Here is a 19,566-nt window from a genome sequence, read left to right on the forward strand (position 1 = left end):
ATCCTTCAGGTTCAGTAAAATCGCTAATCTTCTCCTCTTTTTAATATGCCTTGGATTGGCATGCGAATCATGAACAAATGTAGCTTTGTATTCCTTAATAAACTTTACGAATTTCGAAAAATGATGATAAAACTACCGGCCAGTGTGTCTTTCCATTTCGCTGAAAAAGTGTCCCTTACAAACCGGACGCAATTGAAAGATTTCATAATCAACATCTTCAAAAGGGAAAAGAAGAAGCTGGCTGATCTGAGTTTTGTATTCTGTTCCGATTCCTATCTCCTGCAGATAAATAAGCAATATCTCAAGCATAACTATTACACAGACATCATCACTTTCGATCTTTCTGTTGAACCCGGCCTGATTTCCGGAGAGATTTATATCAGCGTTGACCGCGTGAAAGATAATGCTCAGAATTTCAATGCCTCATTTAAAGAGGAATTACACCGGGTAATCTTTCATGGGGCACTCCATTTGTGCGGGTATAAAGACAAAACTGAGGCTGAAGAGATTCTGATGCGGAAGATGGAAGACAAATATCTGAAGCTTTACTTCGACAAGTAAGGTATTTAAATCTTCCCAACAAATCCACTTATCAAACTACCACTGGATCAATCCCAGACCAAACTCAGTTACATAGCTGTCTTCTACTCCTATCACTATAGCTTCTTAATGGAATTATCTTTCTGAAACCTGATACCTGTTTCACCCAGTTCAATACTTGCAGAAATTGTATAATCGAGGAAAGAAAGGCGGATTCAACACTAAGGATTGATTAGGGCAATATGAGGTTATAAGGTCAATCTGCCTTGCTCAAAGATTCAACTTACCACCCATTTAAATCAAACTTTCCTTTAGCTCCTGGAACAGATCTCACCTCTTTACCTCTTTTTTATATATTAGACTACACTTAACCCGGAAAGAATTTGATTACCAAAGCTGTTTTCACAATGAACCGTTCCACGTGGAACGGAGAACTTATGAAGAAACAAATCCCTTTTCATCTTAAGCACTCAAAATAAAACCAAAGCCCTAACTATAGAATTCCATCTCCTACCCCCGGTTTCTATAATCAACCTTACTACCTCCTATGAATCTTACCTTAAATTTTGACAACCAATGTCTATAAACACATACACGATTAACCTAACTGGGAGCCCTTTGGTCAAAAAGAGATGCGCTAAAAGGTAACTTGGCCTGTTTATACCCATAACCAAGCAAATGAATAAATCGAGGATCTATTCTAATAATTATCACTCTAATATAATACCCAGCATCTTTATATGACATAAGCTAACCACACAATCTTCAAATCTTCCTCAAAGGAAAACAAAGCCTGGAGAAGATTAGATTAACAAATTGAAATAATTAGATAAAGAGAAATTTCATAAGCCAAAACCTGGTTTTAATAATACTCCTATCGTCTCCTTAGAAAACAACTTCACCCATTGGTCTCCAAAGGGAATATCAAAAACCTCTTTTTGCTTATTAGCAAATTAAACATCGCAATAATTGGATTATCCAGTGACTCACTCCCTACCATTCTAAATTCATAACATCATAAAATGTTTCCACGTGGAACACTTTATTCCCACTTCCATTTCATTCATTTAATTTTGCACCATGATATTTCCTAATTATGATGTTATTGTGGTTGGTGCAGGACATGCAGGATGTGAAGCCGCAGCTGCTGCTGCAAACCTGGGATCAAAGGTCCTACTGATCACCATGAATATGCAGGTGATAGCCCAGATGAGCTGTAACCCCGCAATGGGAGGCATTGCAAAAGGACAAATCGTTCGGGAGATCGATGCCCTTGGAGGATACTCAGGTATAGTCACAGATCTAAGCATGATCCAGTTCCGGATGCTGAATAGATCCAAAGGTCCTGCTATGTGGAGCCCCAGAACACAGAACGACAGAATGCTTTTCGCTGCTACCTGGAGAGAGAGACTGGAACAAACAAAAAATGTAGATTTCTACCAGGATATGGTCAAATCCATCATTATCAAGGATGGAAGAGCAGCAGGTGTGGTTACAGGTCTTGGTCATTCCATCAATTCTAAGGCAGTCGTTGTTACCAGTGGAACCTTTCTGAATGGCATCATCCATATTGGAGAAAAGCAATTTGGAGGAGGCAGGGTAGCAGAAAAAGCCGCAACAGGTATCACCGAACAGCTCGTGGAACTGGGCTTTGAAAGTGATCGCTTGAAAACCGGAACACCACCCCGGGTTGATGGCAGGTCCCTCGATTACTCAAAAATGGAAGAACAAAAAGGAGATGATGAGATCACAGGATTCTCCTACACCAATACACCTAAACCCAACAGACAGATCAGTTGCTGGATAACTTACACAAATCAGAAAGTACATGATCTTCTCAAAACTGGATTCGACAGGTCCCCCATGTACACCGGAAGGATCGAAGGAACAGGCCCCAGGTACTGTCCAAGTATCGAAGACAAGATCAACCGCTTTGCCGAAAGGGAAAGACACCAGTTGTTTGTAGAACCCGAAGGCTGGAACACAGTTGAAATCTATGTGAATGGCTTCTCAACATCCCTTCCCGAAGAAGTACAGTATGAAGCATTGAAACAAGTAGCAGGATTTGAGAATGTAAGGATCTTCAGACCCGGATATGCTATCGAATATGATTACTTCCCCCCTACCCAGCTTACTCACTCCCTCGAAACCAAACTCATCGGTAATCTATTTTTTGCCGGACAGATTAACGGAACTACTGGGTATGAAGAAGCTGCTTGTCAGGGTTTAATGGCGGGAATCAACGCACACCAAAAAACAAGGGAACTGGATCCACTCATCCTCAAAAGAAGCGATGCTTACATTGGCGTATTGATCGATGATCTTATCAGTAAAGGAACAGAAGAACCTTATCGCATGTTTACATCCCGTGCAGAATTCAGAACATTGCTTCGTCAGGACAATGCTGATCTCCGGTTAACTGAACTCAGTTATCGTATGGGTCTCGCATCCCAGGAAAGAATGGATGCAGTGATCGCAAAAAGAAATGGCACTGAAAAGATCAAACAACTGATGAAGGAAATATCAGTTGATCCTTTGGAAGCCGACAGTTTCCTGGCAAAATACAATTCGGCCCCGATGCCGCACAAAAACAAATCCATCCAGTTATTGCTACGGCCAAATATCGGGTTGAAAGAAATGATCGAAGAACTTCCCTCACTAGCTCCGTTAAAAGGGTTTTCTTCTGAAATCATTGAGCAGGCAGAGATCCAGATCAAATACGATGTTTATATCGAGAAAGAAAAAGAGATCGTAAAAAAGATGAGCTCACTGGAAGACCTCATGATCCCGGACAATTTCGACTATGACCGTGTAGCAGCACTGAGCAACGAAGCATTACAAAAATTCAAGAAAATAAAACCAAGAACATTAGGACAAGCAAGTCGCATCAGCGGAGTAAATCCAAGTGATGTGCAAATCCTGATGGTGTATATGGGAAGATAAATTTTATGGCCAGTTGATCAGCGACAAAATCTCTTCCAGATAAAGCTGGTCTACTGAGTTGAATTCGTTCAGGGCTGTACTGTCAACATCCAGTACGGCCTTTACTTTTTTATCGCGAATGATCGGAATAACAATTTCAGACCTTGATAAACTACTGCAGGCAATATGTCCTGGAAATTCTTCCACATCAGGAACTATCAACGTTGTAGCTTCTTTCCACGCAGTTCCACAAACTCCTTTTCCATAACGGATACGTGTACACGCAATTGGTCCCTGAAACGGACCGAGCACCAACTCTTCGTCACGTACGATATAGAATCCAACCCATAACCATCCAAACTGCTCTTTTAACGCACCGGCAATATTCGCCAGGTTTGCGATAAGATCTTCTTCACCTTCCAGCAAAGCTTTTACCTGTGGAACAAGAGATAAATATTGCTCTTGCTTTGACCCCGTTGCAATGTGCAAATCTTCCGCCATCGAAATAAAATTAAAAGATCAATCATCAATAAAGTCTACAAATTTAATAGACTTATTAACACATTTTTCGTCATCAAACAAAAAACGACAAAAACAGCTCAAATTTCCACGATCATATTCACAAATGTCCAAGTACCCAATTCACTACTTTGACTTCCTGAAACAGTCCTCAAAATTCCCCGGGGACCTATCCACATACTTTAGGTTAATCCCGAAAATTCAAAAACATAAACGGGCTTATCCACAACTTTCGAACAGAAACGGTCTACAACCCGTACCTGGCGCTGATTTCAAGCATCCTGTCGATCGGTTTACGAGCTGCCTGGCGAAGAACTTCATCCATTTTGATCTCAGGAAGCTCATATTTCATACACAGATACAATTTCTCTAATGTATTCAACTTCATGTGCGGACAATCATTGCAGGCACAGCCGTTATCCGGTGGCGCGGGAATGAAAGTCTTATCAGGAGACGATTTCTGCATCTGGTGCAGGATACCTGTTTCCGTAACAACGATGAACTCTTTAGCCGGATCATCCTGTGAAAACTTCAGCAGCCCCGTGGTAGATCCGATATAGTCCGCCACTTTTAGCACATGCTCTTCACACTCAGGATGCGCAATGATCTTAGCTTCCGGGTGACGTACTTTCAGTTTCATGATCTTTTCCAGGCTGAAGATCTCATGCACCATACAGGCTCCATCCCACAGCACCATATCGCGACCTGTCTTCTTAACCAGGTACGAACCAAGATTTTTGTCAGGTGCAAAAATGATTTTCTGATCAGGCGGCAGGCTTTCCACGATTTGTTTTGCGTTGGAGGAAGTGCAGATGATATCGCTAAGCGCCTTGATGTCTGCCGTGCAGTTGATGTATGAGATCACCAGGTGATCGGGGTGTTGCTCTTTGAATTTCTTGAAAGCAGCTGGTGGTGCACTGTCAGCAAGTGAGCAACCTGCTTTCAGATCTGGCAGCAGCACTTTCTTGTGCGGGTTGAGGATCTTTGCAGTCTCCGCCATGAAATGCACGCCTGCAAAAACGATGATGTCTGCATCTGTCTTTTCCGCTTTTTGCGCCAGGCCAAGGCTATCCCCGATATAGTCCGCCACATCCTGGATATCCGCTTCCTGGTAGTAGTGCGCGAGAACAATGGCGTTTTTCTCTTTTTTCAATTTTTCGATCTCGTTAAAAAGATCCAGTTGCGGATCCACTTCCAGGTCCAAAAATCCTTTCGTTTCAACTTTTTCCTTTGCAACGCCAATGTTGATATCTGCCATAGTATTCTATATTAATTAATTATTTTTATAAAAACCTATTACTATTACGGCTGTGGATTCGTGGATAAATCCTGAGCGCAAAATTTTGGTAAAGTTACAACAACGCCTTTATCCACAGTTATCCACAATTCATTAACAGTCAGGAAGCTCGGTCTGTTCTGCATTTTTCATCTTTTTCCACTTCTGTGGACTAAAATAGGCCCCGGATAAAAACATCGTTCTGAATATCACATTTTTCTGTTAGTTGGTGTGGAATAACTCGGGGTTTATTTACACCTCCCGGAATTATCGCCGGCCCTTCGAAACTTATCCGCCAGGAATCCCCGGATGGGGATGTGCAAAAACCGGGGTTATCCACATGAAATAGTGGTTATTAACGAAGCGCTGGGGGAACTGTTTTCACGGCCTGTTTCACAAATCTTCAATTTTCAAAAATTTTCGCCGGCTCCGCCGGAATGTGAATTAGATCAAACCCGCTGGTGATGCCGCATTTACGGTTTTTTCCACAGTTTGTTCATAAATGTATTTCCCTTATTTTTGCCATCCGTTTCAAAAACCGTACGGACTTATATCACTATGTCAGTCATTCAAACTATCCGCGACAAAGCCGCGTGGATCATCATCGCTGCGATTGCGTTAGCCCTTATCGCCTTTATTGTACAGGATGCCTTCCAGGGAAGAGGAGGCGGTATGTTCGGCGGTTCCTCAGACGTTATAGGTAAAGTGAATGGTAAGAAGATAGATGCGTATGAATTTGATGCCCGCTACAAAGCTGCGGAACAAAACTACCAGGCGCAGAACTATTCTGTTGACGAACGTCTCCGTGGTCAGATCCGTGAAAGCCTCTGGAATGAATACGTGGAAGACGCTATCCTCGGAAATGAATTTGAAAAAATCGGCTTCGCCGAAATCGGAAAAGACGAGCGTGGTGATATCCTTTACGGTGAAAATCCCCCACAAATGCTGCGTCAGCAATTCACCGATCCAAAGACCGGTGCTTATGATGCAAACACTGCCTATCAAACCATCAACCAACTTAAAAAGAACACTCCGCAATTTAACAGCTTCTACGGAGAGTTCCTCCCCGCTCTGGAAAAAGCCAGAATGAAAGAGAAATTTGTTTCACTGATCAGTAACAGTGCTTACACTCCAAAATGGCTGGTGGAAAAAATGAATACAGAGAACAGCCAGGTTTCCAATATCTCGTACGTGAACATTCCTTACTCTTCTGTTGGCGATTCTGCTATCAGGGTTACCGATGAAGATGTAAGACAATATGTAAACGAAAATAAAGAAGCCTACCAGCAGGAAGAAGCAAGAGGTATAGAATATGTTATGTTCGATGCTGCCCCTACCGCAGCCGACAGCGCTGTTTCCTATGAGGGAGTTGCCAGCGTGAAGAATGAATTTGCTGCAATTCCTGAGAAAGACGTAGAATCTTTCCTGCTCCGCAATAACAGCGAGCTTCCTTATTTTAATGGATATGTACTCGGCAGCAATATGAAAGTGTCCAATGCAGATTCCATCAAGCAACTCGGCGAAGGACAGGTGTTTGGACCCTATCTCGATGGCAGCAATTACACCATCGCCAAAATGATCGGACGCAGGGCAATCCCTGATACTGTAAAGGTGAGACATATCCTTGTTAAGATCGCGGATCCCCAGGCCGGACAGGTAAGAACAGACAGCGCCGCCAAATTCCTGATAGATAGCATCACTACTGCCATCCGCAATGGCGCCAGCTTCGATAGCATGGTGGTGAAGTACTCTGACGATATGGGCAGCAAAGAAACACAAGGCGAGTACACATTTGAATCCAACAAATTCGGACAACTCAGCAGGGAATTCGCGGAAGTTGCTTTCTACGGAAATGCAGGCGACAAAAAAACTGTAAAAGTGGAAAACTCTTCTTACAGCGGATACCATTATATAGAAGTGCTCAACCAGAAAAATATCGGCACCGGTTTCAAAATTGCCTATCTCAGCCACCCCATCATCGCCAGCGCTGAAACAGTGAATGGCGCATCAACTGCGGCCGCTCAGTTTGCACTAGACAGCAAAGACAAAAAATCTTTCGATGAGAATGCCAAAAAACAGAACCTGAACAAATATCCTGCAATGGACATCAAGCCTCTCGAAAGCGGCATCCCCGGACTGGGCGATAATCGCGAACTGGTGACCTGGATGTTCAGAACTGCAAAAGTTGGACAGGTTGCTGAGCGTTACTATCAGATCGGTGATAAATTCATCGTTCCCGTTCTTGTAGCTGCTTATGAAAAAGGCAACATGTCTGTAGACCGCGCAAGACCACTGGTTGAATACAAGATCCGCAACAAAAAGAAAGCAGACGAGATCGTTAAGAAAGTTGGCGGCGCCAATACGCTCGATGGAATCAGCAAAGCAGTTAACCAGCCTGTCTTGAAAGCAGACAGCATCTCTTACGCAAGTCCTTTCGTTCCAAATGTTGGTAACGAGCCGAAACTGATCGGGGCTGCCTTCTGTAAGAAGTTCCAGACAGCGGTGTCTACTCCTGTTGTTGGTGAGATCGGGGTTTTCTATCTGAAAATAGATAACCTCGGCGCACAACCGAACCCCAACTTCGATGTGAAGCAAATGCAGACGATGATGAACCAGCAGCAGAGAATGGTTGGCATGCGTGTGATCGAAGCCATGAAGAAATCAGCAGATATCAAAGACTACCGTATCAACTTCTTCTAACTGATAGAAACGGTTTTGAAAAATACAGGCGGCTCCCTAAAAAGGAGCCGCTTTTTTTGGCAACTATTTCATCCTTACCTTTGTTATACAAGTGAAATTACCCGGCATGAGTGAAGAGATCATCAATAAAATAGCGCAAAGCGGCCTGATCACATTGGACCTGGAAGATTATTTTCCGAAGGAACCCATTGTAGTATTCGATTTGAAGGACCACCTGTTCATGGGCATGATCCTTAAGGAGAAGGATTTCAGGACCGCCCTGCAGGAAACAGACTGGAGCGTTTACCAGGGTAAACTGGTAGCTGTAACCTGTTCTGCGGATGCTATCATTCCCATGTGGGCCTACATGCTGGTGGCCACTTACCTCACACCGGTAGCAGCCGGTGTTGTATTCGGAGACGCCACCTCCGCCACCCAACAATTCCTGGTTCAAAGGATAGCAGCAATACCTGCTGCCGAATTCGCCGATAAACGTATCGTTGTAAAAGGATGTGGAGACAAAACCATCGGTGAAGCGGCCTATCTCACCATTACCATGCTTCTGCGGCCTGTGGCCAAGAGCATCATGTATGGCGAGCCCTGCAGTACTGTTCCTATCTTCAAGAATAAATGATAGTAAAGCCGATGCCATCCGCATCGGCTTTTTTGTGCACGTATTAAACTGCTTTCGATATGGACGTAGAAATTTTAGCGCGCGTACAATTTGCTTTCACCATCGCTTTCCATTACATCTATCCTCCCCTGAGTATCGGGCTGGGCCTGCTTTTGGTGATCTATGAAGGAATGTATCTGAAAACAGGCGACAAAAAATATGAACAGATCGCGCGGTTCTGGATCAAGATCTTTGCATTGATCTTTGGCCTGGGTGTAGCCACCGGCATCATCATGGAATTTGAGTTCGGTACTAACTGGGCCACCTACTCGAAATATGTAGGCGATATTTTCGGAAGCGCACTTGCCGCGGAAGGCATCTTTGCTTTCGCACTGGAATCAGGATTTCTCGGCATCCTCATCTTCGGCTGGAACCGTGTAGGGCCGAAAGTGCATTTCTTCTCCTGTATCATGGTCTTCCTTGGTTCAATGTTCTCTGCAGTCTGGATTGTAGTGGCCAATTCCTGGCAACAAACACCTGCAGGTTACCATATAGTGGGCGAAGGATTGAATGCCCGCGCGGAGATCACTGATTTCTGGGCGATGGTATTCAACCCAAGCAGCGTTGAAAGACTTGTCCATGTGTGGATCGGATGTTTTCTCGCCGGCGCTTTCCTTGTACTGAGCGTGAATGCCTGGTATATTTTGAAGAAAAGACATCTCGATATCGCCAAACGATCTTTCAAAATCGCACTGGTGGTGGCAACGGTTTCAGGGTTACTCCAGTTGCTGGCTGGTCATAAGAGCGCAGAGGGTGTTGCCCGCAACCAACCCGCCAAGCTTGCCGCGCTGGAAGGACATTATGATAGTTCCGCCAAAGCCGATATGTACCTGATTGGAAAAGTGAACAACGAAACACAGGAAGTAAGTGGGATCAGCATTCCCGGCGGACTGAGTTTTCTGTTACACGGGAATTTTACAGAACCGGTAAAAGGCCTCAATGCATTTCCCGAAAATGAGCGGCCAACACAAGTGAATGCCATCTTTCAATTCTATCATCTCATGGTGGCATGCGGTATGCTCATGATCGGAATGACGCTCCTGGCCTGCTTTTACTGGTGGCGAAAAAAATTATTCCATAAACGATGGCTGCTCTGGGCCTTCGTATGGGCGGTACTGTTACCTCAGATCGCTAATCAGGCCGGATGGTTCGCGGCTGAAATGGGCCGTCAGCCCTGGGTGGTATATGGATTGCTGAAAACCTCCGACGCCCTTTCGAAATCAGTCACTGCCAACCAGGTGCTGTTTTCACTGATCCTTTTCCTGGGTGTGTACTTTATCTTATTCCTTCTTTTCATTTACCTGCTCAACCGTAAGATCCAGCACGGGCCGGTGGACTACGGCACCAAAGAACATATTGATGAAGGCAGCAAACGTGATAACCCTATCATGGACCACGAATCATAAACCACAATCTTATTAACTATGGACACATTTCTCGGCATCGACTATAATATCTGGTGGTTCCTCGTTTTTGGCGGTGTGATCAGTGGTTATGCGATCCTCGACGGATTTGACCTGGGCGCCGGCGCACTCCATCTCTTTTTGAAAAAAGAACAGAGCCGGCGGATCGCGCTCAATGCCATCGGTCCGGTTTGGGACGGGAACGAAGTCTGGCTGGTGATTGGCGGCGGCGCATTGTTTGCGGGATTTCCGGTTGCTTACGCGGCCATCTTTTCCGCATTCTATGTGCCTTTCATGATCTTTTTGGTGGGAATCATCTGGAGGGCCGTGGCTATTGAGTTCCGGAGCAAAGAGCCGATGGGCTGGTGGCGCAAGACCTGGGATATCGTGTATTCATTTGCGAGTATCGTGATTGCGTTGTCGCTTGGCCTCATGCTCGGCAATGTGGCATATGGTATTCCGCTCAATGCGGAAAAGGAATTCGATGGCAACTGGCTTTCTTTCTTCAATCCTTTTTCAATACTCGTGGCCATCACTACCCTGGCGTTATTCATGATGCATGGCGCCATTTACCTGACCATGAAAACAGAGAACCGCTTATTTGCGAAACTGCATATCCTGGCCAATAATTTCATCATTTTCTTTGTACTGAGTTTCGTGATCACCACGCTCTACACCTTATTATATATACCACATCTCAGTGATTTCTTCCGGGATACACCGTTGGGTTTCCTCATCCCGATCCTGATGGTGCTGGCCATCGCCAATATTCCAAGGCAGATCAAAAAGGGGAAGTACCGGTATGCATTTATCAGCAGTTCCGTTACAATTGCATTATTACTGATCATGGTGGCCCTGGAAGTGTTTCCATTTTTACTGTATTCCACTTCCGATCCGCAGAATAGTATCACTATCGCCAATGCAGCGTCTTCTCCGAAAACCATGAAAATACTTTTGATCATTGCATTGATAGGAACCCCACTGGTGGCCATTTACACCAGTTTCGTGTTTTACACTTTTAAAGGAAAAGTAAAATTAGACGAGATGAGTTATTGAGCAGCGAAACTAAAACCACCCTCTTCTTCTGAACACCCAAAGCATCCAGACGGGAATGATGAACATACAGCCAACTGCAAAATAGAACCCCCATTTATGGTGTGCATAGGGGATCACTTCGAAGTTCATTCCAAAGATGCCGCCGATCACGGTAGCGGGCGCGAGTAAACAGGTAACAATGGCCATTACCTTCATCACCTCATTCAGTTTGAGGTTAACATTATTGATGTAAAGGTCCTGCATGCCGGTAACTATATCCCGGTAGTTCTCGCTGAGATCATATGCCTGCATGATATGATCGTAAACGTCTTTGAAATATTTGGTGGTACGATCATCCAGTAGATCGCTTTCACTGCGGATGATGCCGCTGATGAGATCGCGTACGGGGGCGAGATTGCGTTTGAGCACGATCAGTTCTTTGCGGAGCTGGTTGATGCGGGCGAGTGATTTGGTATTACTCTGCCTGATCACTTCTTCTTCCACCATTTCGATCTGCTCACCGAGGCGCTCCATAACAATAAAATAGTTGTCTACTACCTGGTCCAACATGGAGTACAGCAGATAATCGGCTGTACGCTGGCGCACTTTACTGTTAGACATATTGAGCCTTGTGCGGAGCAGATCGAAAACGTCCCTGTGTGCATCTTCCTGGAAAAGGATCACAAAATCCTTTCCCAATGCAATGCTGATCTGTTCTGTTTCCACCGTTTTTTTCTGCTCATTGAAGAACAGCATATTCAGCAGGCAAAAGAGAACACCCTCTACCTCATCCATTTTCGGACGCTGGTTGATACTGAGAATGTCTTCGATCAACAGGGGGTGGATATCATACGTATTGCAGATGGTTTCAACATCGGATTTTCTCAAACCGGCAATATCAATCCAGGCGATCCGTCCATCATTCCTGAATTTCCCGCAAGGCGATGCATTTTCGAAATGATGGACCTGGATATTGGCTGAATCATAATCATACACGGTCACTTCCACATGCGCCGCTTCTTCGCGATGTGGCAGCACTGTAGGGTTAACAGAAAGTATCTCCTTTGTTCGTTGCGTACCGAACAGGTTATTCAGACCGAAATAACGGAGATACTTTTGCGGGCTCATTTTTGTTAGAGTTTTTCGTAAAGCGCTCTGAGTTTTTCGCGGGTCATGATGGATTCCCAGTCTTTGCCCAATGCATTTTCCCAGAGTGGTTTCATGCCGAGGGAAACATTGATCATGGTGTCGAATTGTTCGTCAGACAAATCTTTACAGATGCCAACCGGAATATCGATCTTATTCTTTTCCACCATTTGTTTGAATTCAACTACTGCTTCAGGATAGTAATCTTCCAGGTGGTTCATCACAATGCAGTTGCCGATTCCATGTTTGGTGCCAAGCAGGTAGCTGAGACCATAACTAACGGCATGGGCTACCCCAACCTGTGAGTAAGCAATACTCATACCGCCGGCATAGGAAGCCATCATCAGTTTATCGTCGCATTCATCATCCCAGGCATTCTTGCGAACGAATACGTCGCGGCAGAGCTCGAGTGCTTTTTCGCCGTATGATTTGCTGAATTCATTGAGATAAGTTCCCTGCAGGCTTTCGATGCAGTGGATATAGCAATCCATTCCAGTGTAGAATCGCTGGTTGGCCGGCGCATTGGCGCAGAGTTCGGGGTCCAGAACGATCTGGTCGAATGGAGTGAAGTCGGAGTTCATGCCCAGTTTGCGGGTTGGTCCGGTAAGAACTGTTGTTCTGGAAACTTCTGCGCCGGTTCCGCTGAGGGTGGGGATACCTGCTTTGTAAACGCCGGGGAGTTTCACGAGGTCCCATCCCTGGTAGTCGGCAGAAGAGCCGGGATTGTTCATCATGAGGGATACGGCTTTGGCGAGGTCCATTACGGAGCCACCGCCGATACCAATGATACCACTGACAGTACCGAACTCGTTTTTCAGTTCATTGGCGAGTTTGTCAACCTGTGTTGTTTTGGGCTCATACGTTACATCGGCAAAAATGATCTTGTCTTTTCCGCGCAGGGGTATGCGGTCTGTGAGGGATTTACCGTTACCAACGCTGCCTCCGTTCTGGAAATAATGGTCCACTAAAAAGATCATGGGAGCATCGCCTTTTCTTTGTGGTGCGAGGATCTCATCCAGTTGATCGAAGCTGCCACGGCCATAAACCACATAGCTCACCATTCTGAAATTTCTGAACTTCATATCTAATATTCAGTAGGTTAAAAATAAGTTTGAAAGTATTGCGAAGTTATGGGGAATAAATAAACAAAAAAACGCAGCATGGAGCTGCGTTTTGTTATAAGAACCCTAACCAATCGCTGTATGTGGTGTACCAGCTATTTTAATTCCCTGCTGCGGTGATGGAATCCACATAAATTCCATACCAGTTGATCTGGAACCCGGGTTCTTGATGCAGCTTGGGTAAGAGAGACTAATTGTTCAACGATAAGGATGTTGGAAAAAACATTGGCCTGTTGTTTTGCACGGGATCGGTATTGGGCTGATAAAACGATTTAGCACAAATCAAATAAAACGGTCATGATCAGGCGCAGTGGTTTTTCATGGATAAAAAAATCTATATATCAAAAAACATGTAAAGAATGGAGATTTCCGACCGAAGTAGGGGTAAAGGTAATTTTTATATGTATACCGTGAATCAGCAATTGAAAAAAAATTGCACAAATCGACAGAAATGCGCAAGAATTTGCGACACGGTAACGTAACCAAAACCCTAATCACATTTATTCCTGCAAAAAGCGGGAAAACTGCGGTTATCTTTCACATTAATTTTGGATATAATTTATACAAACGGGCATAACAGTGCCCTGTCATTTCAAAGAGCCACCTGTAAACTCCTGAGATAATCAGTTTAGTATGCACGTGTGAATAACTCCTTTTCAAGGAACGGGTTTGACGGAAGCGATTCAACTCACCAGTGCAGCAGCTCCGAAAACACCTGCACTATCGCCCAGCGCTGGTTTCAGGACCAGGGTATCGAGCCTGTTATTGAAAATATGATGTTGAAGTGATTGCATACCGGATGTATATAAAACATCGATATTGCCAACTCCCCCACCCACTACAATAATATCAGGGTCTAACAGGTTTGTTACAACCGAAACGGCTTTTCCGAAGAACCAGGCTAATCTTTCTATGGTTTGCTTAGCAGCATCATTTTGCTGCGAGAGGTAATACTGAGTTATTTCTTTCAGGTTGGCCTTCGTGCCGGATATCGATTCATAAAATCTTTCCAGTGCCGGGCCCGAGAGAATAGTTTCCACACAACCGGTCTTTCCACAATAACATTTGCCTCCGCTTTCATCGAGAAAATTGTGGCCCCATTCTCCGGCGATTCCGTGACGGCCATTCCACAATTTGCCATTCACCACAATTCCGCCTCCAACTCCAGTTCCCAGGATGATCCCAAAAACAACGGCGGCGCCGGAGACTTTTTCTTTCACAACACCCCAATGGGTTTCTGCCAGTGCAAAACAATTGGCATCATTGGCAAGAACAACCGGAACGTTCAATAGTTCTTCAAGATCTTTTTTTAGCGGTTGTCCATTGAGTGCAGTACTGTTACAATTCTTCATTGTTTGCAACACGGGGTCCAGTACACCGGGTGTTCCAAATCCAATTCGTGTTGGCTGTAATCCGCTCTGTGCCTGCATTTGATGAACCAGGGAACTGATCTGCTGCAGGATATGTTTGTAACCTTTGCTTCTTTCAGTATCGATGCGCAGTCGCAAAAGCGGCGTTGCTTCTTCAATGGATGGCAGGATCACCCCTTCTATCTTCGTGCCTCCGAGATCTATGCCCCAAAGCGGATCGTTCATGAAAAATTTGTATCATTAAATGTAATTAAAATAGCAGCGTCAATTGCACAATCAGAAAAAATGAAACAATTTTGGTTTACGCGATAACAATTTTTATATGGCTTCGTGGAAAACATTTATAGAACTGCCGGGAATAAATACTGACGAATATTTGTTAGTTGCTGCAAAAACTGTAACAGATCTCGGATGGGAAATTCATTTTATTTCTGACCATGGATTGATTGCCGGAATTCCCCTTTCAGTGAGGGCAAATTCCTGGGGAGAAACGTTCACGCTCTGGCTTAATAACGGCGGCGCATACCTGGAGAGCCGCAGTAACGGAGCTGTGATTGCAACCAAAAGGAACCAGCAGTATGTTGAAAGATTCCTCAGTCTGTTTGAAGAATCGCGCGTAAGAATGAGCGCCGGAGAACGCGAGCAATTACAGGCACGCATAGCCGAAGTGAAAGCTAGCGGCGATGATGATATACTGGATCAACTTTCACCCAAATTCCGAAATCCTTCTTCGAATAGAAAATGGTACATGCCAAAAGGTGAATTTGGCGTTACCGCTTCTCTGATCGGGATCTGTGTGGTGCTGTTCCTCCTGATGGTGATGGACGGCGTTTCTTTATTCAGTCCGGGTATCGATGCGCTGATCAAATGGGGCGCCAATGCCAGGTTCCTGACCATTGTGGATGGTGAATGGTGGCGGCTCTTCACCTGTATGTTTGAGCATATAGGTGTTATTCACCTGCTGGTGAATATGGTGAGTTTGTATATGATCGGAACATTGCTGGAGCCATTGATCGGAAAGTGGAGATTTCTTTCGGCATTTATTGTTACAGGTGTAGGTGGAAGTATTGCGAGTATTATCTGGAACCCGTTTGTTGTATCGGCGGGCGCCTCCGGGGCTATTTTTGGATTGTTCGGTCTGATGTTGGCGTTATTAAGCACCAACCTGATTGAAAAGAATGTCCGTAATACCATCCTGCCAAATATTGGAACGATAGTGGTGATCAACCTGATCGCAGGCTTTAGGCCGGGCGTAGATTATGCCGCGCATATCGGAGGTTTGTTAACAGGAATAGCATTGGGTTACCTGTTCTTCCTGCTGATCAGGAAATCGAAACAGCCGGTCTTCTTGTCAATCATTGGATCAGTGTTGATCGGTATTCTTATCATAATGAGCGGATACCGGGCGCTGGATAATGTAGGGACGGATTTTCAAAGAATAGTGCAGCACGCTTCGAAGTATGAAAAGCAGGGCCTGAATTTTTACAAGGATATGGAGAAGGCAGGAGATCTCAAAGTAATCAAATACCTGGGCGAAGAAACCATTCCGGCCTGGGAGATATACCAGAAAGAGATCGCAAAACTGGATGCGCTGAAACTGCCGCCGGAACTGCAAGCGGTAAGAGATCTTTATAAGGAATACGCGGACCTTCGGGTGAAATACTTTAAGCTGCTGCGAAAGGCCATGAAAGAAGATTCGAATGAATACAACAACCAACTGAATAGTTACGGCAGAGCAATTGAGGCAATCATTGCCAGGATCAATAAAGGAGAATAAAAAAAGCTCCGTAAAGAGCCTTTCTTATTATGTTAACTGATCAGAACAGCTTACTAGCTTTTTCCAGGTCAGCGGGTGTATCGATCTCGATCCCCATATAATCCACAACAATCATTCGTAACGGTATACCATATTCGAGATATCGAAGGCATTCGATCTTCTCGGCTGCTTCCAGTGGGGTCATGGGCCAGTTGGTGAAATCCAGCAGTGCCTGTTTGCGGAAAGCGTATACGCCGATATGCTCATAATAGGTAACAGGCGCCTCGGTATCCCGTGGATAAGGAAGAACGCTACGACTGAACATCAGCGAATTCATATTGCGGTCCACAGCCACTTTCACGAAGTTTGGATCTTCAATCTCTTCTTTTTTGGTAAGCACCTGCATCATGGAGGCAACCTGAACTGTAGGATCATTAAAACAATGCAGCAGTTTTTCCAATGGTTTCTTTTGAACGAAAGGGGTATCGCCCTGAACATTCAGTACGATATCCACATCCATATCGGTAACGGCTTCGGCTATGCGATCGCTGCCACTCTGGTGCTCGCGGGTGCTCATCTTTGCCTTGCCTCCGTTGGAGACGATCTCATCATAGATAATATCACTGTCGGTAACCACCACTACTTCATCAAAAAGGCCGGTGGCAACGGTATTATCGTAAGTGTGCCGGATAACTGTTTTGTTGCCCAGGGTCTGCATCAGCTTAGCGGGAAACCGGGTAGCGGCATAGCGGGCAGGTATCATTGCGATCATTCTTGCCATAAATAAACTTCTTTTAAGAGAAGTGCTACAAAGGTAAAGCCTTGACCTAATATTAGGTCAGGGCTTCAGGAATATACAGACCAGAGCCTGGTTATCAGTAATCCGTTTTTACATTTTTATTGAAAGGCAGACCCAATTGGTATTTGAGGTCTTCGTCCGTGGCGTCTTCGAGTACATCCAGTCCATATTTCAGTTCACGCGGATCAACATATGCGAAAGTGCCGAAGAGGCGGTCCCAGAGAGAGAAGATATTGGCGTAGTTCGTATCTGTGTAAGGCCTTTTGTAGTGGTGATGCACTTTATGCATATTGGGCGAAACGAAGATCCAACTGATGGGTTTGTCAAGCCACTTCGGAACGCGGATATTCGCGTGATTGAAATGGGTAAAGATGGCGGACACACTGCGGTACAGGAAATACAACCAGATGGGCAGGCCGAGTAAGAGTGCGCCGATGATGGTAGTGCCTTCGCGGAACATCCATTCACCGGGGTGGTGGCGGGTACCGGTGGTAACGTCCACTTTTGTATCGCTATGGTGGATCATATGGAATTTCCACATCCATTTCACTTTATGCATCGCATAGTGAGGGAGGTATTGTGAAAAGAAATCCATGAGGAAGATTGCGAGAATGATGGTGGCCCAAACCGGCCAGCCCAACCAGTTGAGCAATCCGAAATTGTTTTTGGTAACCCAGGCGCAAACCATGATGGTGATAGCGCCGAGCAGGATATTCAGAACAACGGTGGTGGTGAGGAACACGAGGTTCACACCGGCATGCTTGTATCTTTTGAATGAGAATTTGAACAGCGGGTAAGCGCCCTCGATCAACCAGAACAAGATCATTCCGCCCATGAGGATAGCCATGCGTTGCCATGGCGCGATGTGTTCCCAGAATTGCACAAAGGATTCCATATGGCTAAAACTTGAACAGTAATGTACGATTAATGGCTGAAACAGAAAAACGCAGGGTGCCGCCTGTCGCTCGCCTCCGGCGAGTGACTTTTGTTTAGTCGCCGGAGGCGACGCGGTGTTCGCCGGGAGGCGAACAAATATAAATCACTCGCCAGAGGCGAGCGATTGACAACTGCAAAAGAAAAGGCGCCACCAGGGCGCCTTCAGTATTTTGAGAAAGAGTTGCTTAGCTATTCAGCATCAACGGCATAACCAGCATCAGCATCTCTTCGTTCTCTTCCTGTTCGGTTGGCTTGATGATACCAGCTTTTGTAGGAGTGCTCAGTTCGATCACTACATCATCGCTTTCAGCAGCGTTCAACATTTCAATGAGGAACTTACCATTGAATGCGATCTGAAGGTCTTCACCATTGTATTGACACTTCATTCGCTCGGTTCCTTCGAAACTGAAGTCAACGTCCTGTGCGGCCAGTTGCAGCTCGCTTCCGCTTATATTCAGTACCACCTGGTTGGTGCTCTTGTTACTGAAGATACTTACCCGACGGAGAGCGCCCTGGAAATCAGCTTTATTGATAGTGAGTTTGTACGGATTGTCCGCAGGGATCACCACACGGTAGTCAGGGAAGCGCGCGTCGATGAGTCGACAGCTCATTTGTGTTGTGCCGTGCTTCACGAAAAGGTGATTGCTGTTATAGTTGATCACGAGCTCATCATCGTTATCCGGCATAGCAGACTTCAGAAGGTTGAGCGGTTTTTTAGGAACGATGAGTGAGTCTGCTTTCGGACAGGCTACCTCTGTTCTTTTGTAACGTACCAGGCGGTGGGCGTCTGTGGCTACAAACTGAAGACCTTTCTTGTCCATTTCAAAATAAACACCGGTCATGGCTGGACGCAGATCGTCGTTGCTCACGGCGAACAGTGTTTTGTTGATGGCGGTTACCAGGGCTGAGGAAGTCATGGTGAAAGAAGTGGTATCATCGGCTACCGGTTCTTTCGGGAAGTTATCGGGGTTTTCACCCATCACCTTGTACTTACCGTTGTCGCTGGTGAGCTCAACGCCGAAATTCTTATCGATATTGAAAGTGAGCGGTTGGTCTGGGATGTTTTTCAGGGAGTCCATCAGGATCTTGGCGGGGATACAAACACGACCGGCGTCTTTGGCTTCCACATCCATCTGGATCTTCATCACGGTTTCCAGATCGGTAGCCACTACAGTCAGTTTGTTCTTATCCACCTCAAAGAGGAAATCTTCCAGGATGGGCAAAACGGTATTGGCGTTGATTACACCACTGATCTGTTGCAACTGTTTCAACAAAGCCGAAGAAGAAACTATAAACTTCATATAATAGTTTAAGATTTGAGCAAATATAGAATTATGAATGATACCTTGTAACGCTTTTTTTGAACAGTTCCCGGACGGGAATTGTTAGCA

15 protein-coding genes are annotated in these 19,566 nt (G+C 45.2%); 7 read left to right on the plus strand and 8 right to left on the minus strand.

The window, feature by feature from the left end:
- The first annotated feature begins 192 nt into the window (after positions 1-192).
- Positions 193-561: an rRNA maturation RNase YbeY gene (gene ybeY, locus D9Y29_RS23290; protein WP_241238022.1), complete on the plus strand. Its 369-nt coding sequence runs from the start codon at positions 193-195 to the stop codon at positions 559-561.
- A gap of 1,059 nt (positions 562-1,620) precedes the next feature.
- Positions 1,621-3,483: a tRNA uridine-5-carboxymethylaminomethyl(34) synthesis enzyme MnmG gene (mnmG, locus tag D9Y29_RS23295; RefSeq protein WP_206513857.1), complete on the plus strand. Its 1,863-nt coding sequence runs from the start codon at positions 1,621-1,623 to the stop codon at positions 3,481-3,483.
- A gap of 3 nt (positions 3,484-3,486) precedes the next feature.
- Here mnmG and D9Y29_RS23300 read toward each other — a convergent pair whose 3' ends face one another.
- Entirely contained in the window at positions 3,487-3,963 is a 477-nt protein-coding gene (locus D9Y29_RS23300; protein WP_127132644.1) for a GAF domain-containing protein, read from the minus strand.
- Between the two features lie 265 nt (positions 3,964-4,228).
- Positions 4,229-5,239, minus strand: a complete 1,011-nt coding sequence (gene nadA, locus D9Y29_RS23305) for a quinolinate synthase NadA (protein ID WP_127132645.1) — start codon at positions 5,237-5,239, stop codon at positions 4,229-4,231.
- 576 nt (positions 5,240-5,815) lie between these two features.
- On the opposite strand from nadA, the gene D9Y29_RS23310 reads away from it, so the two are divergent.
- The 4 genes from D9Y29_RS23310 to cydB all read left to right on the plus strand — a co-directional run bounded on the left by D9Y29_RS23310 (position 5,816) and on the right by cydB (position 11,068).
- Positions 5,816-7,957 carry a peptidylprolyl isomerase gene (locus D9Y29_RS23310; RefSeq protein WP_127132646.1) on the plus strand — a complete coding sequence of 714 codons (2,142 nt, stop codon included), beginning with the start codon at positions 5,816-5,818 and terminating at the stop codon, positions 7,955-7,957.
- A gap of 106 nt (positions 7,958-8,063) precedes the next feature.
- Positions 8,064-8,570, plus strand: coding sequence for a DUF2480 family protein (locus D9Y29_RS23315; RefSeq protein ID WP_127132647.1), 507 nt, complete (start codon positions 8,064-8,066; stop codon positions 8,568-8,570).
- A gap of 59 nt (positions 8,571-8,629) precedes the next feature.
- Positions 8,630-10,015 carry a cytochrome ubiquinol oxidase subunit I gene (locus D9Y29_RS23320; RefSeq protein WP_127132648.1) on the plus strand — a complete coding sequence of 462 codons (1,386 nt, stop codon included), beginning with the start codon at positions 8,630-8,632 and terminating at the stop codon, positions 10,013-10,015.
- A gap of 18 nt (positions 10,016-10,033) precedes the next feature.
- On the plus strand, positions 10,034-11,068 hold the full coding sequence (gene cydB, locus D9Y29_RS23325; RefSeq protein ID WP_127132649.1) for a cytochrome d ubiquinol oxidase subunit II: 1,035 nt from the start codon (positions 10,034-10,036) through the stop codon (positions 11,066-11,068).
- Between the two features lie 9 nt (positions 11,069-11,077).
- Here cydB and corA read toward each other — a convergent pair whose 3' ends face one another.
- The 3 genes from corA to D9Y29_RS23340 all read right to left on the minus strand — a co-directional run bounded on the left by corA (position 11,078) and on the right by D9Y29_RS23340 (position 14,909).
- Positions 11,078-12,175, minus strand: coding sequence for a magnesium/cobalt transporter CorA (gene corA, locus D9Y29_RS23330; protein ID WP_127132650.1), 1,098 nt, complete (start codon positions 12,173-12,175; stop codon positions 11,078-11,080).
- Positions 12,176-12,180: 5 nt separating this feature from the next.
- On the minus strand, positions 12,181-13,275 hold the full coding sequence (locus D9Y29_RS23335) for an iron-containing alcohol dehydrogenase family protein (RefSeq protein WP_127132651.1): 1,095 nt from the start codon (positions 13,273-13,275) through the stop codon (positions 12,181-12,183).
- A gap of 722 nt (positions 13,276-13,997) precedes the next feature.
- On the minus strand, positions 13,998-14,909 hold the full coding sequence (locus D9Y29_RS23340; protein ID WP_127132652.1) for an ROK family protein: 912 nt from the start codon (positions 14,907-14,909) through the stop codon (positions 13,998-14,000).
- A gap of 97 nt (positions 14,910-15,006) precedes the next feature.
- Here D9Y29_RS23340 and D9Y29_RS23345 point away from each other — a divergent pair, with 97 nt between their 5' ends.
- The gene (locus D9Y29_RS23345) at positions 15,007-16,461 is read left to right on the plus strand and encodes a rhomboid family intramembrane serine protease (RefSeq protein ID WP_127132653.1); all 1,455 of its coding nucleotides are present in this window, start codon (positions 15,007-15,009) and stop codon (positions 16,459-16,461) included.
- 40 nt (positions 16,462-16,501) lie between these two features.
- Here D9Y29_RS23345 and kdsB read toward each other — a convergent pair whose 3' ends face one another.
- The 3 genes from kdsB to dnaN form a co-directional block, all read right to left on the minus strand.
- Positions 16,502-17,221, minus strand: a complete 720-nt coding sequence (gene kdsB, locus D9Y29_RS23350; RefSeq protein ID WP_241238023.1) for a 3-deoxy-manno-octulosonate cytidylyltransferase — start codon at positions 17,219-17,221, stop codon at positions 16,502-16,504.
- Positions 17,222-17,315: 94 nt separating this feature from the next.
- The gene (locus D9Y29_RS23355; RefSeq protein WP_127132654.1) at positions 17,316-18,134 is read right to left on the minus strand and encodes a sterol desaturase family protein; all 819 of its coding nucleotides are present in this window, start codon (positions 18,132-18,134) and stop codon (positions 17,316-17,318) included.
- Positions 18,135-18,360: 226 nt separating this feature from the next.
- Entirely contained in the window at positions 18,361-19,476 is a 1,116-nt protein-coding gene (gene dnaN, locus D9Y29_RS23360) for a DNA polymerase III subunit beta (protein WP_127132655.1), read from the minus strand.
- Positions 19,477-19,566: the final 90 nt, after the last annotated feature.

This window comes from Pseudoflavitalea rhizosphaerae (assembly GCF_003991355.1).
GTDB classification, from domain to species: Bacteria; Bacteroidota; Bacteroidia; order Chitinophagales; family Chitinophagaceae; genus Pseudobacter; species Pseudobacter rhizosphaerae.